Source organism: Kordia sp. (genome assembly GCF_965283645.1).
Lineage (GTDB): Bacteria > Bacteroidota > Bacteroidia > Flavobacteriales > Flavobacteriaceae > Kordia.
In genome coordinates, this window is sequence record NZ_CBDIPG010000001.1 from 1,782,920 (window position 1) to 1,800,268 (window position 17,349).

Sequence of the window (17,349 nt, forward strand, 5' to 3'; positions counted from 1 at the left end):
CAAATAAAAAATAATAGATGAATTTAGAAAGCTCAAAAGTTACCGTAGCAAAATCGCCCCAAGAACTTTACGATTTTTTGACAAATGTTGAGAATTTTGAAAAATTAATGCCAGAAAGCATTAGTAAATTCGAAGTTTTAGCCGAAGGAAAATTTCTTTTTGCATTAAAAGGAATGCCAGAAATTGTATTAAAATTAAAAGAAAGTACACCTCCAAACCAAGTTGTTTTAGGAGCTGCATCTGATAAATTACCATTTACTCTTATAGGAAATATTAAGGAATTAGAACCTGGAAAAAGTGAAGCACAACTAGCTTTTGAAGGAGATTTTAATCCTATGATGGCAATGATGATAAAAGGACCAATTGGAAAATTTATCAATACGCTTGCTGAAAATATGGGCAAACTGTAAACGTAAATTTTACTAAAAACACCTACTGAAAAGCTAAATAATGATACCATTGTTTGGCTTTTTTTGTTTGAATTAAATAAAGGATTCTAAGTACTTCTCGATACTAATTTGCGGCGCAGATTCACGCGAACAGACCGCTAGATTATTAACACTCAACGCGAAACGAACCAAAACCTTAAATCATTGAATCTTTAAATTTTTGAATTGAGCAAAGCGATTTAATACATCAACTTAATCTCTTTCAAATCAAAAGTTTCCACAATTTCATCTTCTAACAAAACAATCAGTTTTCCATCTTCATCAACACCTTGAATAAATCCCATAAAAAAATCACCATTTAATTTTCTAAACGTTGAAGGTTTATCTTTTCGAAATAACAACGATTCGTACTCCGTTTTCAATATATCAAAAGATCGATCAGTAATCAAACGGGAATACTTTTTTAATTGATTTGTAATTTGAAACATCACTTCATCTAAATCAAAATGAATTCCAGTTATTTTTTTTAATGAAGAAGCATTTATACCAATTTCAAACGTTGTTTGATTCACATTCAAACCAATTCCAATAATTGCGGCTGTCATTTTGCTATTTTGTATGACACTTTCAATTAAAATTCCACATATTTTCTGACTCTCTGACAAAATGTCGTTAGGCCATTTAATTGCTAATTTAGGAATATGAAAATTTGTTAGCGCATTATAAATAGCAAGTGAAGTTGCCATGCTAATATAGAAACCTTCATCAACGTCCAAACAAGAAATCTTTTTAAAGACACTAAACGTAAGGTTTTTGCCTTTTTCAGTACTCCAAGTTGTGCCCATTTGTCCTTTACCAGCTGTTTGTGAATCTGCTATCACAATTGTGAAATCTTCCAGTAATTCGGTGTTACTCAACTGACGTAAATAGGTATTTGTGGAGTCAATGGCATCAAGTTTGATTATTTTCATTGTATATTTAAAAATTCTTTAAGTATTCTTTATGATAATGGTGTTATAAATAACATTTAAAAGTAATACTTTTGTACAAAATACAAATAATTGAATGACGAAAACTGAGGTTAGTACGGATCAATTGATCACGGGCATCGTAAAAGGGATAGAAGAAGTGAAAGGAAATGATATCACTATCTTGGATTTACGAGAAATAGAAAATACAGTTTGTGACTACTTTATAATATGCAATGGTACATCTAATACACAAGTAAATGCCATTGTAGGTTCTGTTCAAAAAATGGTTAGTAAAGAATTAAAAGACAAACCATGGCACATTGAAGGTGCGGACAATGCAGAATGGGTATTGATGGATTACGTGAATGTAGTTGTTCATGTATTTCAAAAACACATCCGTGAATTTTATGATATAGAAGGACTTTGGGGAGATGCTAAAGTGACTACTATTCAAGCAAATTATTAAAAATTACATTTTCATTTAATGGCAAACAATAACAAGAACATTGATAAAAAACCCAAGTTCAGTCCGTATTGGATTTATGGAATGGTTGGGCTATTTCTTATTTTTTTAATATTTTCAAATGATGCTGGTTCTGATGACAAGGTAACTTTTACCAAGTTTAAAGAATTAGTTACCTATAACGATATTGAAAAAATTGAAGTTGTAACAAATACGAAAGTCGCTAGGATTTATCTAAAAAAAGGCGCTGCAGAAAAAGACGTTTTTAAAGATTTTGTAAAGAAAAAAAGCAGTTTATCCTTTATGGGAGATTCTCCTGACTTTACAATTAAATATTTAGATTTAGAAAATTTTGAAAAGTATCTGGATGAAGTCAAAGCAACAAACAATTTAGATTTTGAAATTGCTTCAGATCAAGAAAGCAGTAGTATTTCTAGTTTATTAATTAGCATTTTACCTTTTGTCCTCATCATTGGTGTTTGGATTTTTATCATGCGTAGAATGTCTGGCGGCGGTGGCGCTGGCGGAGGTGGACAGATTTTCAACATAGGAAAATCGAAAGCTAAACTTTTTGATGAAAAAACAGACATAAAATCATCTTTTAAAGATGTTGCAGGCTTAGAAGGAGCAAAAGAAGAAGTGCAAGAAATTGTAGATTTCTTAAAAAATCCTGAAAAATATACTTCTCTTGGAGGAAAGATTCCAAAAGGAGCCTTATTAGTAGGACCTCCAGGAACTGGTAAAACTCTATTGGCAAAAGCTGTTGCAGGGGAAGCAAAAGTACCTTTCTTTTCACTTTCTGGTTCTGATTTCGTAGAAATGTTTGTAGGTGTAGGAGCTTCAAGAGTTCGTGACTTATTTAAACAAGCAAAAGAAAAATCGCCAGCAATTATCTTTATTGATGAAATTGACGCGATTGGACGTGCACGTGGAAAAAACAACTTTACAGGTTCAAACGACGAACGTGAAAATACACTAAACCAGTTATTAACGGAAATGGACGGTTTCGGAACCAATACAAACGTTATTGTAATGGCCGCAACAAACCGTGCAGATATTTTAGACAAAGCATTAATGCGTGCTGGACGTTTTGACAGACAAATTTATGTTGATCTTCCAGATATTCGTGAACGTAAGGAAATATTTGAAGTACATTTAAAACCATTAAAGAAAGCTGACAACTTAGATACTGATTTCTTATCAAAACAAACACCAGGGTTTTCTGGAGCTGATATAGCTAATGTTTGTAATGAAGCGGCATTAATTGCGGCTAGAAAAGGTAAAAAAGCCGTAGAAAAACAAGATTTCTTAGATGCCGTTGACAGAATTGTTGGTGGATTAGAAAAGAAAAATAAAATCATTACGCCAGGTGAAAAGAAAACAGTTGCATTCCACGAAGCTGGACATGCTACAGTAAGTTGGTTGTTAGAACATGCCGCACCACTAGTAAAAGTAACTATTGTACCAAGAGGACAATCGTTAGGAGCTGCATGGTATTTACCAGAAGAACGCTTATTAGTTCGTACAGAACAAATGCTGGACGAAATGTGTGCAACTTTAGGAGGTAGAGCTGCTGAAAAAGTAATCTTTGATAAAATTTCTACAGGCGCATTAAGCGATTTAGAAAAAGTTACGAAGCAAGCACGCGCCATGGTAACCGTGTATGGTTTAAATGATAAAATTGGAAACATAACCTATTACGATTCAAGTGGAAACGACAATGGATTCAATAAACCATATAGTGAAGAAACTGCTAAAGTAATTGACAAAGAGATCTCTGATATTATTGAAATTCAATACCAAAGAGCAATTCAATTGTTAGAACAGAACAAAGATAAATTAACAACACTTGCCGAATTACTTTTAGAAAAAGAAGTAATCTTCAAGGATGATTTAATGGGTATTTTCGGAAAAAGACCGTTTGAAAAATCAGACAGTGTTGATAACTCCGAAGAATAGTCTATTATTTTAACAGATATTTATATTTAAAAAATCTCGATTTATCGTTAGCATAAGTCGAGATTTTCTATCTTTACGAAAATATATCTCAACACTAAACTGCATCTTGACTCTATGAGTCTTTTTAAAAAAATTTTTGGCTCCAAATCTAAACCGCAACAGGAAGATAATTCTGTAGATGAGCGAGGAAAGTATATGCCTCAAATAGAACTTCCTATAGATGAGCGATTTACTATCAACTTCAGAAAAAATGGCGGTAAGTTTTTATACTGCGATTCATTTACTGATGTTTATAATAGTTTGGAAAGTATCCTAATTGAAAACGGTTGGGAAGGCAAAGAAGCACTTTGTTTTGATGAAAAATTGCAAGAACGTTTTGACAATTTTGACGTTCGTTTCTCAAAAATCAACATGAATGCTAGTTTTTATTTGGCTTCATGCGAGTATTTAATTGCAGATAATGGTTCTATTTTGGTTTGTTCGAATCAAATTAAAGAAAAAAAACTAAACGATTTACCTGATAATTTCGTCATTCTTGCCACTACAAGTCAACTTGTTGGTACCATTGGCGAAGGTTTGCGAGGTATCAAGAACAAATACAAGTCTAATTTTCCAAATAACATCACTACTATCAAGCATTTTCAAGTGCAGGAAGAAAAGGACTTTTTATCTTATGGAAGTAGCTCAAAAAACTTATATTTGTTGCTATTGGAAGACCTCTAAAATGAAAGAACTTTTAACGCGATCTTTATCTGGATTAATTTTTATCTCACTATTAATTTTTTCAGTATTTTATTCTGAAACAGCTATTTTAGTTGTCTTCGTAATTTTCGGGTTGGTTTGTATGTCAGAATTTAGCAAACTTATCAATCTTAGAGGATTTATTCAATACATCATATTTTTAGCCATTGTAGGCGTTTTTGCGTATTGGAAACCAAGTCAAGAAGCCACTATGATTTTATTAGTGTTTTCTATATTTGTTTCTTTTTTCTTAATTCAAGATTTATTCACCAAAAAGGTAATTCCACTTTTTCAATTTAAAAAATTTTTACTAGCTACCTTTTACATCAGTAGTAGTTTTGCATTCTTATTATTAATCCCAAGTGCCGCAGGAACCTACGAACCTTGTATTATTTTAGGAAGTTTCATCTTAGTTTGGGTAAACGATTCTTTCGCGTATTTGACAGGGAAAAACTTTGGTAGACAAAAATTATTTGAACGCATTTCTCCAAAGAAAACGGTTGAAGGTTTTTTAGGTGGATTGCTTTTTTCTTGTGTTGCTAGTTATTTTATAGCTAAATTTACATTAACGTTAAGTTTTGGAAGTTGGCTTATTTTAGCAATTATTATAAGTTCTATAGGAACTATTGGCGATTTGATTCAATCAAAATTCAAAAGACAAGCCAATGTAAAAGATAGTGGTTCTATATTGCCAGGTCATGGCGGTATTTTTGACCGATTGGACAGCATGATATTTTCTGCGCCATTTATTTATTTGTTTTTAAAGGTATTACATTATGTTTCATAAAGAAGGATATAAAATTATCATTGTAACATTCATTATTGTTGCAGCCATTGTTATTACAGCAGACAAAGTTGATACTGCTTGGATTAAATATTTATTGCAAGGAGTTGCAGTTGTTTTTTTAATTTTGATTCTACAATTTTTTAGAAATCCAAAACGTACAACACCCAAAAATGATGCACACGTTATTGCACCTGTTGATGGAAAAGTAGTTGTAATTGAAGAAGTATTTGAAAAAGAATATTTTAAAGAAAAGCGTTTGCAAGTATCTATATTTATGTCACCTATAAATGTACATGTAACACGCTATGCCGTTGGTGGAACGGTAAAATATAGTAAATATCATCCTGGAAAATTCTTAGTAGCTTGGCATCCAAAAGCTTCTGAAGAAAATGAACGTACAACAATTGTTGTCGAAAACGAAACATACGGCACTATTTTATACCGACAAATTGCTGGTGCTTTGGCAAAAAGAATTGTAAATTATGCCGAAGAAAACGCAACAGCCGTTCAAGGTGAAGATGCTGGTTTTATAAAATTTGGTTCACGTGTAGATTTATTTCTTCCGTTAGATACAACTATCAATGTAAAACTGAATCAAACTGTAAAAGGTGGCGTTGATGTAATCGCTATGAAGTAATGAGTACGTCGAAGTTAGACATAGAATTTTTTGAAGCCGTAGAGCGCGTAAACAATAGTACATCTGCATTTCCCGCAGATTTTCTATTGCGGTTATATGCATATTACAAAAAGGCAACAAACAATTACGATAAGCCTGGTAGTCGCAGACCTATTATCAACGCGTTTAAAATGAATGCACTTTTACAAACGCAAGATATTTCTCCTGAAGAAGCAAAAAAAGCATACATAGAATTAGTAGATTCATATTTTGAAGCCCAATAATAACTTTCCTATTTCTCTAAAACTGTGTTTATTTCTAATTACATGGTTTGGCTTTTTAATTGTATTTGAAATCATTTCTCAAATTTGGATTCCACAATCGACTCAAGAAATTGAAGGAGTTGCCTCTTTACCTGCAAAAACTATTTCTCGTTTCATGCAACTACTAGGAACACTTGGAAGCATTTGGGTTTTCACAAAATATGTTGATAAAATTCCGTTTAGCTCACTTGGTTTTCACCTAAAAAATAGAGGAAAAGATATCATCTTCGGAATTGTATTAGGTTTTGCTATTATGGCAATTGCCTACTACTCTTTACTTAGTTTAAATCAAATTTCGCTTAATTCTTACGTTGTAAATACTAAAGGAATTATTTATAGTATTATTTTTTTTATCATCATTTCATTAATTGAAGAAATTTTATGTAGAGGTTACATTTTGAATCAATTACTACAAACTTCTAATAAATACGTCGCGCTTGTAATTTCATCAATCATTTTTACAGCGTTACATTCGTTAAATCCGAACATGGGAACAATTCCTGTGCTCAATTTATTTCTTGCAGGAATTTTGCTTGGAATCACCTATATCTACACAAAAAACCTATGGTTTCCGATTGCGTTGCACTTTAGCTGGAACTTTTTTCAAGGTTCTATTTTTGGATTTGAAGTCAGCGGACAAAAACTGTATTCTGTTATTCAACAAACACGAGCTGAAGATAACTTATTAAATGGTGGTAGTTTTGGGTTTGAAGGTTCACTCCTAGCTACTTTTATGATACTAATTTGTATTTTTCTTATCAATTGGTATTATAAAAAGAGAACTTCTTAGAGTTGCTTCGCGCTTAGAATTTGTTAGATTTTTTAAATAATTCCTACCATAAAAAAGCGCATCAAATAGTTGTTTTATGAGAATTTTAAGACTATACATTTTATAAAGTATATATATGATAGTATCTTTAATGCTTAACAATAAAAAAGAAAAAAATGAAAACATTATACGAAGCAACTACGCAAGCAATTGGTGGTAGAGAAGGAAAAGTACACTCAGAAGATAGTCCAATAGATTTTAATTTGTCTGTCCCAAAATCTATGGGCGGAAAAGGTGGAAATGGCGCAAATCCTGAACAACTTTTTGGAGCAGCGTACGCAGCCTGTTTTGGAGGTGCAATACAAGCTGTTGCCAAAAACGAAGGAATCGATATTAATAATGAAGAACTCAGCATAACTGCCATTATTGGTTTTTGCAAAGATGACGACGGCTTTTTTTTAGAAGCAACGTTAGATTGCTTCATTCCTGGAGTTGATCTTAAAACTGGTGAAGATTTAGTAGAAAAAGCACACGAAGTTTGCCCGTTTAGTAAGGCAACTCGTGATAATATTACCGTAAATTTAAATTTATTATTGGACGAATAATATTTCGCTTCAAATAACTTTTTAAAATCATAAAAAATCGTCTGGAAAGTAATTTCTGGGCGATTTTTTATGATTTCTGAGCATCATGTTGAACTTTTACACTGAGCGAATTCGTAGTGTGATTCAGCTTGTTATTAGTGTGAAAAATTGATAATTATTTTCCAGATTCTTCTTCTTTAATTTTTTTTACATAAGGAAATACAAAGTACAAACTTAGTAGTAGAAATAAGATTGGTTGTTGTAATTCCTTGACAAGATTTTTGCCTTGTGACACAGATTCCCAATCAATAAAAATTGAAGAAATTCCCGCGCAAATTGTCATCGTAAATATTATGATGAATAAAACTAATTTTGATGGTTTCCACATGGTGTATTCTTTTTTTAGATTCTTACTTGTTTATCACTTAAACATTGCGTTCCAAAATTATTGAGAGCTACTAAATGTAAAGCAATAGCGCCAGCACAAGCTACTATAGTTGCACAAGAACTCAATCCAGCAGTAGCTGCAGTCAAAGCAAGTGTCGCTCCAGCACAGCCCCAAAAGCCTTTCGCTAATATATTTTCAGCAATAAATAGTTCTGGGTGATATAAATTAATACTTTTTACTGTATTTGCGAAAATATTTAATTTTTGAAATTCTTCTGTACTTAAATTTAATGCTAATGCATTTTTTTCAAATTCTTTCAACGCATAATCAAAGTCAAAATCTATCAGATCTCGAAGAAATGATTCTGTTAAATCTACATTATATTGATTGATCCAACCCAGCTTTAAACTTTTATTTAATATGTATTCCATGTCGTGACCAAATAAATCTGGTAGCAATTCAGGATAAGAAAGGTTTGTTTCAAATTCTTCATTAAGATTATCTAATATTTCTTGATTAATATTTAAGAAGGAAGTAGATTTACTGAGAGTTAGATTAGTCAAAAATTGTTGATTTATTGTGAAGAATTCATGCGCACTGTAATCAAAGTTTTGATTTTCACTAGAAACTTCTTCATACTGGCTACAAGATGTAAACATTATCAAAAGGGAAGAAACTACTGCTATGTATGATCTAACGGAAAGCTTTATACTACTCATTTTTCAATATTTAATAATTAACTTTCACAAATGTAATCCTTTGACTACATGTCAATAAGACTTAAACCTTACTAATTTTACGGTTTTTCATTAAAAATTTATGTATCCTTGAAATCACCTCTCAATCTTTAAAATAAAAAACAGCATTTAAAATTACTTCTGCACATGGTTTTTATCATTAACGATTAACGACTTTAGCTTCATTTGCGAAGCTGAATCAAGTTCAGCATGACGTAGAAATTGGTTTTTCAATCTTTCAATCTTTCAATCTTTCAATCAAAAAAAAACCATCTAAAGAATTTCTTCCTTAAACGGCTTTTGATTTATAATTATTCTATTACGTTTCAAAGTACTTCTCGATACAATTTTTCTTCATTTCATTCCAAAAAACCACTCGAAGTGACGGCTCATTTTTTTGATGAACAACCTTAAATTATTGAGTTATCAAATTAACGAAAAGTGAGCTTCGCGAATAAACCCGCAAAACCAACATTTTCAAATTGTCAAATTAATTAGCGAAGCGATTCCAAACTAGCCTTCAACGTTTCAATCTTAGCTTCTGAATCCGCTACAATTTTTCGTTGTTTGTCTACGACAACTTCTTTTGCGTTATTCACAAACTTCTCATTGTTCAACATTCCTTGTGCACGTTTTAATGAACCTTGAACATATTCTAATTCTTTGGTTAGCTTTTCAATTTCGGCATCAATATCAATAGCGCCTTCCATCGGAATAAAATATTCATTCGATTTTACACGAAACGACAATGCGCCTTCTAACTTTTCGTCGCTGTAACTGATATTCTCAATATTTCCAAGCTTTGCAATTGCCGCATTTAAATTTTCCGTAGCATTTTCATTATTTACAATTGTTAATGATAGTGCATCTTTCTGTGGAATATTTTTTTCTTTACGAATTGTTCGTATTCCAGATACTACATCCTGAATCATTTCAAAATTAGACAATAAATCACCATTAATTGCTGCCGTTTCTGGCCAGTTTGAAACAACTAGCGCTTCGTCAGACGAACGAGTTGCCATACGCTGCCAAATATCTTCCGTAAGGAAAGGCATAAACGGATGTAATATCTTTAAATTATCTTCAAATAACGAAATTACCGTATCGTAAGTTTTCTTATCAATCGGCGAACCGTACGTTGGTTTTACCATTTCCAAAAACCACGAACAGAAATCATCCCAAACTAATTTGTATGAAATCATTAACGCATCTGAGATTCTGTATTTACTGTATTGATCTTCCAGTTCAATCAACGCTTTTTGGAATTTTGATTTGTACCAATCAATCGCAATTTTTGCAACTGCTGGTTGTTCAACACTATCGCTAACTTCCCAAATTTGTGTTAAGTTGTAAGCATTGTGGATTTTATTTGCGAATCCTTTTCCTTGCATACACAATTTTGAGGTGTAAATTGGCTCTTTTCCAGCCGCTTTCCAAGCATCAATCTGTTTTGGTTTTAAAACCTCTCCTTTTTCATCTACTTGATCGAAATCGAATAGTAAATCGTTTCCTGCCGCTGAACTTAGTAACAATCCAACACGAACTCCATCTGCTCCAAACTCTTCAATTAGTTTTAATGCATCAGGCGAATTTCCTAACGATTTAGACATTTTACGACCTTGTTTATCACGAACTAATCCTGTTAAATAAACATTTGTAAACGGTTTTATGTCTCTATATTCATATCCAGCAATAATCATTCGGGCAACCCAGAAAAATAAAATATCTGGTCCAGTTACCAAATCGTTTGTTGGATAGTAATAGTTAATTTCTTCATTTTCAGGATTTCGGATTCCGTCAAATACACTTATTGGCCACAACCAAGAAGAAAACCACGTATCTAAGGCATCTTCATCTTGTTTTAGATTGGAAATCGTTAAACTATTATTTCCTGTTTTCGCTTTCGCTAGATCTAACGCTTTCTCAGCCGTCTCAGCCACTACGAAATCTTCTTTTCCATCACCAAAATAATACGCAGGAATTTGTTGTCCCCACCAAAGTTGACGAGAAATATTCCAATCGCGGATATTTTCCATCCAATGACTGTACGTATTGTTGAATTTTTTTGGGAATAACTTCACCTCTTCATCTTCCAAAACTGCTTTGATGGCTGGTTTTACCAAATCTTCCATCTTTAAAAACCACTGATCTGATAATCTTGGTTCAATGACAGCTTTCGTGCGTTCCGACGTTCCAACTTTGTTAATATGTTGTTCGGTTTTGATTAAGAAATCTTTTTCTTCAAGTTCTTTAGAAATTTGTTTTCGTACTACAAAACGATCTTTCCCTTCGTAATGCAATCCAAAACTATTCAGCGTAGCATCGTCATTAAAAATATCAATTACTTCCAAATTGTGCTTTTCGCCCAAAGCTTTATCATTTTCATCGTGTGCAGGCGTTACTTTTAAGCAACCTGTACCAAACTCAATATCAACATATTCGTCTTCAATGATAGGAATGACTCTGTTTGCCAACGGAACAATTGCTTTTTTTCCTTTAAGATGTGTATATCGTTCATCATTTGGGTTGATACAAATTGCAGTATCACCCAAAATTGTTTCTGGACGTGTAGTGGCTATCGTTACTTTTTCATCACTTCCTTCAATGGCATATGATAAATAGTATAGATTTCCTTGTTTTTCTTCGTAAATTACTTCTTCATCAGACAATGTTGTTTTTGCTTCAGGATCCCAATTTACCATGCGGTATCCGCGATAAATCAAGCCTTTTTCATATAAATCAACAAACGTTTTAATTACTGACTCTGACATATCGTCATCCATCGTAAACTTTGTTCTGTCCCAATCACAAGAAGCACCTAATTTTTTAAGTTGTTCCAAAATGATTCCACCATGCTTATCTGTCCATTCCCAAGCATGTTTAAGAAATTCTTCACGTGTTAAATCCGCTTTTTGAATTCCTTCTTCTTTCAGCTTGTTAACAACTTTTGCTTCTGTTGCAATTGAAGCATGATCGGTTCCAGGAACCCAACAAGCGTTGAATCCTTTTAATCGTGCTCTACGAATCAATACATCTTGAATGGTATTATTTAACATATGTCCCATGTGCAAGACTCCCGTGACGTTTGGTGGCGGAATTACGATGGTATACGCTTCACGTTCGTCTGGTTTTGAATGGAAATAATTGTGCTCCATCCAATATTGGTACCATTTGTCTTCGATCTTACTTGGATCATACTTTGTTTGAATACTCATTTTTGGTATTGTTTTTGTAATATAATTGGCAAAAGTACTTATATCTGTACTATTTAAAAAGTGTTTTATCACTTTTGCATTTAATTGTTAATTATGTGCAGGTAATACAGATTAGTTTGTATTTTATGAAACAAATTTGTAAGATTCCAAATAAGTACCTAATTTTACACTAATACAAAAAATAGAAATCATGAAAAGAATAGTTACTATATTATTTGTTGGTTTATTCGTCTTTGCTGTTCAAGCACAAGAGAAAACTGCAAAAATCAAGTTTAAAACGGAAACAATTGATTACGGAACAATTGAGAAAGGTGCTGACGGTATCCGTTCATTTGAGTTTACTAATACAGGAGACGCACCATTAATTATTACTAGAGTATATTCTAGTTGTGGTTGTACGATTCCAAAAAAACCAGATGCTCCTATTTTACCAGGAAAAACAGGTGTTATTGAAGTGAAGTATGACACAAAGAGAGTTGGACCAATTAGAAAGACTATTACGGTATATTCTAATGCAGACGAGCCAACAAAAGCAATCAAAATTAAAGGAAAGATTGTTGATCCAAGTAAAGGAAAGAGTATTATGATGAAAGACAAATCAGAGATTGAATCTTAATACAATTATTACATAAAGTACAAATTAAATGCCTTGTCAGTTTTGATGAGGCATTTTTTTTGGCTACAGGAAAGTAAACTTTTAGCTTCAATTTGTTAATTTGTTTATGGAAATTTGCAGGAAGTCGTATTTTCATAATAAGGATGATTGATCACACAACCGAAAACTAAAGAACCTCTTTAAGTCGGAATTCAAAATCGAGTAGCACATTGTTACGATTTACTTTCATCCGTATTTTTTTACCTTCTTTCCCTTCTAGCATTCCAGTTACTCTGTTGAGTGAATATTTGTGCACATAACGTCCATTGATCGATATGATAACATCTCCTTTTATTAAACCTGAATACCCGGCAGGAGAATCTTCTCGTACTTCCGCAACTTCGAATGATTTTACCAGACTAAATTTATTATAATGTTCAAACACAATACTTACTTCTCCAACTGGATTGCCATTTCCGCTAGGACTCGACGAATCTGAAGTACTACGTTTTACAACTTCAGACACTAGTCGCATTCCGTTGTGTTGGAGCTCAATTCCGCTCATATTGTATCGAAATGGATCAGAATAGAAACGACTTTTCCGTAAGCGAATTCGTTTGTTTCCATAATCTATAACAACTTTGAAACGTTTTAATATTTCACCGCCAATACTACCATTTCGCTCTTTAAAATTCTTTACATATACAATTGCAGACGAATCTGGAAAGGCAACTTTAGCATTTTTAAATGAAAAACCGCCCATTGAAAATTTCTTTACTCGCGAACGTTTACCATAAATGCTTCCACTCAGTCCTTTTCCAAGGAAATCATCAAAATTTTTATCAGGAACATTTATATTTAGTTTTTCTTCTTCAAACAGCCACAAAGCGTCACTTCCGCCAGAATCTATCAATAGTTTTACAGGGATTTCTTCACCACTTTCAATAGCAACACTCACATCTATATAGGGTTTACTATGTCGAAATGTAAGTGGAAGATCTACACATTTTCTACAGGATTTGTACGTGTAACTTTCAGGCTTATACAACTTGATTTTTGAATTACTATAGTTAATTTCAACAATAAAATCTTTAAATACATCATATCCAATAATTCCATGAACTGGAACACCCAAACGTGTAGACATGTTTATTTCTTCATCCAAAATGATAAATAGTTCTAAATCTATTTTTTCTACATTTTTTATTTTGAAAGAATTGGATCGTGCACGAACTGCCGAAATTGTACTTCCTGAACCCAAACCTCTAAGTTGTATGCGTTCGCGTTGTTCAATTTCGAGTGAATCACCAGGATTCAGATTGAATAAGATTGGTTTATTTACACCAGAATCTAACAAAAAAGACATTTCAACACCATTTACTTCAACAGGTATCAAAATTAAATTATTTAGAAGTTCAAACGGAATTGTGACTTTATCTTTGCCTTTAGGCATCATGAATTTATATTGTGCTTGCGCAAAGCTGGCAATACACAAAAAGAATAGGATGATATGTTTTTTTACTGTAATCAAGCGAAAAAGGGAGTTTGGTAACAACTAAAGATACAAAAATCAGTACGAATTCCCACATAATTCCTCATATTTTAACATTGTTGAAAATGTCCCTCAGAATGTCCCTAATTTAAAATATATTTTGCAATTTTGTTATTCTTAAAACTCAAGAGTATGCCAACTATTTCCAACAAAGGAATTGCAATGCCACAATCACCAATCCGCAAATTGGTTCCGTACGCTGAAAAAGCTATTAAACAGGGGAAAACTATTTATCATTTAAATATCGGTCAGCCAGATATTAAAACGCCACAAGTAGCTTTGGATGCTGTAAAAGTTCATATGTTAGAAGTGTTAGCATATACAAAATCTGATGGTTCTGAAGAGTATAGAAGGAAAATTGCCGATTATTACGAAAAGCATGATGTGCATGTAACTTCTTCTAATATTATTGTAACAACTGGTGGAAGTGAAGCATTGGCTTTTGCTTTTGGAAGTACAATGGATGTAGATGATGAAGTGATTATTCCTGAACCGTTTTATGCAAATTATAATGGTTTTTCAACTGCGGCAGGCGTAAAAGTAGTTCCCGTAATTTCTAAAATAGAAGATAATTTTAAATTGCCTCCTATTGAAGAGTTTGAGAAATTAATTACTCCGAAAACAAAAGCGATCTTGATTTGTAATCCTGGAAATCCGACAGGATATTTATATACAAAAGAAGAAATAAAGAAATTAGCGGCAATTGTAAAAAAACACGATTTGTTTTTAATTGCTGATGAAGTATACCGTGAGTTTGCATACGACGGCATGGTACACTATTCAATTATGCAAGAATCTGGTTTGGAAGATCATGCTATTATGATTGATTCAGTTTCGAAGCGTTATAGTATGTGTGGTGCACGAATTGGTTGTATTGTTTCAAAAAATAATGAAGTAATGACTACCGCAATGAAATTTGCACAAGCACGATTATCACCACCTACATTTGCACAAATTGCAAGTGAAGCCGCTTTGGAAACGCCTCAAAGTTATTTTGATGATGTTATTGATGATTATGTAAAAAGACGTGACACCTTAGTTTCAGAATTGAAAAAGATTGAAGGTGTACGTGTGGCAAATCCGAAAGGAGCTTTTTATTGTATTGCCGAATTACCTGTTGAGAATGCAGAAGATTTTGCAAAGTGGTTATTGGAAAGCTTTGATTATGAGGGAGAAACAATTATGGTTGCACCTGCGGCTGGATTTTACTCTTCACCAAATACAGGACTGAATCAAATTAGAATTGCCTATGTGCTAAATGAAAGTAGTTTGATAAAAGCTGTAACTATTTTAAAAGAAGCTTTAATAGCGTATAATGCATAATTTTTGATTTAAAAAAATAACTATTTGATTTCTATACAACATAACAAATCGCTGAAAGAATTTAATACTTTTGGTATTGACGCAAAAGCGAAGAATTTTATTGCCATTACAAATATTTCTGAACTTATGGTTGCATTGCAATTAGAAGAATTTTCAACATATTTTATACTTGGTGGTGGAAGTAATATGTTGTTGACACAAGATATTGAAATTCCTGTATTGCATATTAACAACAAGGGAAAAAGAGTTGTGCTTTCTACTGAAAATGAAGTAATTGTAGAAATTCAAGCTGGAGAAAATTGGCATGAATTTGTTCTTTGGTGTATCGAAAATGATTTTGGCGGTGTTGAAAATTTATCATTAATTCCAGGAAACGTTGGAACTTCTCCAATTCAAAATATTGGTGCTTACGGCGTTGAATTAAAAGATACGTTTGTAAGTTGTGCAACTATTAATATCGAAACGCAAGAGCAGAAAGTGTTTAAGCTTGAAGACTGTAATTTTGGATATCGAAATTCAATATTTAAGAATGAAGTAAAAGGCAACTACATTATAACGTCAGTAGTTTTTAAATTGACTCGGAAACACCACAAACTCAATACTTCATACGGCGCAATTCAGCAAGAATTGGAAAGCAATCAGATTACAAATCCTACAATCAAAAATGTTAGTGATGCCGTTATTGCAATTCGCGAGCGCAAGTTGCCAAATCCAAAAGAAATTGGAAATAGTGGTAGTTTTTTTAAAAATCCTGTGATTTCAAAAGAGGATTTTGATATTCTACAAAACAAGCACGAAAACGTGCCACATTATGTGGTTTCAGATACAGAAATTAAAGTTCCTGCAGGTTGGCTTATTGAACAATGCGGTTTTAAAGGAAAACGATTTGGAGACGCTGGTGTTCATAAAAATCAAGCGTTGGTTTTGGTAAATTATGACAATGCTACTGGCGCAGAAATTCTCGCATTAGCGAAAAAAATACAAGAAACGGTTTTAGATAAATTCAATATTGCTATTGAAGCGGAAGTGAATGTGATATCTTAGATCGCTCTGCTAGATCGCGCTTATGCGCTTTTAGTGAGTTTTCGGATAGTTGAATTTAAGTCGCTTTGCTGCTTTTCTGTTTGTTTGTAGATTTGTTTATTCGTTGTTTGATTTTTTTTAATTTAATATTCAGTATTTTTAATTTATCACTTTCTAAATTATGTTAAAATATATTATTCTCTTTATTGCATTCACAACCATTTGCTTTGGACAAAATCAAAAATGCGAATTATTATTTAATGATGGCACAACAATAGAAGGATATGGAAGTTTGACTAACAAAGATAAAATCAAATTTAGATTAGATCGAAATAGCAAACCTGATACTTGGGATCATACCAACGTAAAACGTATTACTTTTTTTGGCTTTGAAAATTTAAAAGTAACTTATCAATATGTAAAAATGATGTTTTCAACAAAACGAAAACTACTTGAAGTTGTTGTTGATGGAGAAGTCAAATTACTTGCTGACGTAAAAAGTGAATGGATGAGTTTGGGAAAACCCTGGAATAATACAAAGATAGATGCAACTGAATTATTCCTTATTAAACACAATGAAAAAGAATTAACTCCTGTTAACTTGGGCTTGTTTGGTAATTGGAAAAAGAAATTACTACGTTATTTTGAAGATTGTCCTGAAGTTACCGATGGAATTAAATCAGGCGAATACAATAGAAATAATATAAAAACTTTGGTAGAAGATTATAATATTTACTGCACAGAATAGAAATTAACTCCAACTTTCTTCAACTCTAATATAGTTTTGGGTTTTAATTCACTTTAATTTTTTCACTTTAAACTTTAAACTTTCAACTTTTCACTTTTCACTTTTCACTTTTCTTTATTCGTTATTCAAAAAAATAATTTAGCATTCAACATTTATAATTTCAAAC

The 17,349-nt window shown here is 32.5% G+C and carries 18 protein-coding genes; 13 read left to right on the forward strand and 5 right to left on the reverse strand.

Annotated elements, in window-relative coordinates:
- Window positions 1–17: 17 nt before the first annotated feature.
- On the forward strand, window positions 18–410 hold the full coding sequence (locus tag ACQ654_RS07720; RefSeq protein ID WP_430409746.1) for an SRPBCC family protein: 393 nt from the start codon (window positions 18–20) through the stop codon (window positions 408–410).
- 218 nt (window positions 411–628) lie between these two features.
- Here the strand turns inward: ACQ654_RS07720 and ACQ654_RS07725 are convergent, their stop codons facing one another.
- Window positions 629–1,360, reverse strand: a complete 732-nt coding sequence (locus ACQ654_RS07725; RefSeq protein WP_430409747.1) for a biotin--[acetyl-CoA-carboxylase] ligase — start codon at window positions 1,358–1,360, stop codon at window positions 629–631.
- 94 nt (window positions 1,361–1,454) lie between these two features.
- Between ACQ654_RS07725 and rsfS the strand changes: the two genes are divergently transcribed.
- The 8 genes from rsfS to ACQ654_RS07765 all read left to right on the forward strand — a co-directional run bounded on the left by rsfS (window position 1,455) and on the right by ACQ654_RS07765 (window position 7,623).
- Complete coding sequence (gene rsfS / locus ACQ654_RS07730) at window positions 1,455–1,826, forward strand: ribosome silencing factor (RefSeq protein ID WP_046758792.1); 372 nt, start codon at window positions 1,455–1,457, stop codon at window positions 1,824–1,826.
- 18 nt (window positions 1,827–1,844) lie between these two features.
- Entirely contained in the window at window positions 1,845–3,782 is a 1,938-nt protein-coding gene (ftsH, locus tag ACQ654_RS07735; RefSeq protein WP_430409748.1) for an ATP-dependent zinc metalloprotease FtsH, read from the forward strand.
- Between the two features lie 114 nt (window positions 3,783–3,896).
- On the forward strand, window positions 3,897–4,505 hold the full coding sequence (locus ACQ654_RS07740; RefSeq protein WP_430409749.1) for an LUD domain-containing protein: 609 nt from the start codon (window positions 3,897–3,899) through the stop codon (window positions 4,503–4,505).
- A 1-nt stretch (window position 4,506) separates the two neighbouring features.
- Window positions 4,507–5,310: a phosphatidate cytidylyltransferase gene (locus ACQ654_RS07745; RefSeq protein ID WP_430409750.1), complete on the forward strand. Its 804-nt coding sequence runs from the start codon at window positions 4,507–4,509 to the stop codon at window positions 5,308–5,310.
- Window positions 5,300–5,947, forward strand: coding sequence for a phosphatidylserine decarboxylase family protein (locus ACQ654_RS07750; RefSeq protein ID WP_430409751.1), 648 nt, complete (start codon window positions 5,300–5,302; stop codon window positions 5,945–5,947). Before ACQ654_RS07745 ends, ACQ654_RS07750 begins: the two co-directional genes overlap by 11 nt.
- Window positions 5,947–6,210, forward strand: coding sequence for an acyl-CoA-binding protein (locus ACQ654_RS07755; protein ID WP_430409752.1), 264 nt, complete (start codon window positions 5,947–5,949; stop codon window positions 6,208–6,210). Before ACQ654_RS07750 ends, ACQ654_RS07755 begins: the two co-directional genes overlap by 1 nt.
- Entirely contained in the window at window positions 6,197–7,039 is an 843-nt protein-coding gene (locus ACQ654_RS07760) for a CPBP family intramembrane glutamic endopeptidase (RefSeq protein ID WP_430409753.1), read from the forward strand. Before ACQ654_RS07755 ends, ACQ654_RS07760 begins: the two co-directional genes overlap by 14 nt.
- Window positions 7,040–7,194: 155 nt before the next feature.
- On the forward strand, window positions 7,195–7,623 hold the full coding sequence (locus tag ACQ654_RS07765) for an organic hydroperoxide resistance protein (RefSeq protein WP_430409754.1): 429 nt from the start codon (window positions 7,195–7,197) through the stop codon (window positions 7,621–7,623).
- 154 nt (window positions 7,624–7,777) lie between these two features.
- On the opposite strand, the gene ACQ654_RS07770 is transcribed toward ACQ654_RS07765, so the two are convergent.
- The 3 genes from ACQ654_RS07770 to ACQ654_RS07780 form a co-directional block, all read right to left on the reverse strand.
- Window positions 7,778–7,990, reverse strand: coding sequence for a hypothetical protein (locus ACQ654_RS07770; protein WP_430409755.1), 213 nt, complete (start codon window positions 7,988–7,990; stop codon window positions 7,778–7,780).
- A 14-nt stretch (window positions 7,991–8,004) separates the two neighbouring features.
- The gene (locus tag ACQ654_RS07775; protein WP_430409756.1) at window positions 8,005–8,709 is read right to left on the reverse strand and encodes a hypothetical protein; all 705 of its coding nucleotides are present in this window, start codon (window positions 8,707–8,709) and stop codon (window positions 8,005–8,007) included.
- A 512-nt stretch (window positions 8,710–9,221) separates the two neighbouring features.
- Window positions 9,222–11,942, reverse strand: coding sequence for a valine--tRNA ligase (locus tag ACQ654_RS07780; RefSeq protein ID WP_430409757.1), 2,721 nt, complete (start codon window positions 11,940–11,942; stop codon window positions 9,222–9,224).
- 190 nt (window positions 11,943–12,132) lie between these two features.
- On the opposite strand from ACQ654_RS07780, the gene ACQ654_RS07785 reads away from it, so the two are divergent.
- Complete coding sequence (locus tag ACQ654_RS07785; RefSeq protein WP_430409759.1) at window positions 12,133–12,558, forward strand: DUF1573 domain-containing protein; 426 nt, start codon at window positions 12,133–12,135, stop codon at window positions 12,556–12,558.
- 166 nt (window positions 12,559–12,724) lie between these two features.
- Here ACQ654_RS07785 and ACQ654_RS07790 read toward each other — a convergent pair whose 3' ends face one another.
- Window positions 12,725–14,068 (reverse strand): aspartyl protease family protein, encoded by a 1,344-nt coding sequence (locus ACQ654_RS07790; protein ID WP_430409760.1) that lies wholly within the window; start codon window positions 14,066–14,068, stop codon window positions 12,725–12,727.
- A 153-nt stretch (window positions 14,069–14,221) separates the two neighbouring features.
- Here ACQ654_RS07790 and ACQ654_RS07795 point away from each other — a divergent pair, with 153 nt between their 5' ends.
- The 3 genes from ACQ654_RS07795 to ACQ654_RS07805 all read left to right on the forward strand — a co-directional run bounded on the left by ACQ654_RS07795 (window position 14,222) and on the right by ACQ654_RS07805 (window position 17,183).
- Entirely contained in the window at window positions 14,222–15,412 is a 1,191-nt protein-coding gene (locus ACQ654_RS07795) for a pyridoxal phosphate-dependent aminotransferase (RefSeq protein ID WP_430409761.1), read from the forward strand.
- 27 nt (window positions 15,413–15,439) lie between these two features.
- Window positions 15,440–16,456 (forward strand): UDP-N-acetylmuramate dehydrogenase, encoded by a 1,017-nt coding sequence (murB, locus tag ACQ654_RS07800; protein WP_430413009.1) that lies wholly within the window; start codon window positions 15,440–15,442, stop codon window positions 16,454–16,456.
- Between the two features lie 160 nt (window positions 16,457–16,616).
- On the forward strand, window positions 16,617–17,183 hold the full coding sequence (locus tag ACQ654_RS07805; protein WP_430409762.1) for a hypothetical protein: 567 nt from the start codon (window positions 16,617–16,619) through the stop codon (window positions 17,181–17,183).
- Window positions 17,184–17,349 lie beyond the last annotated feature (166 nt).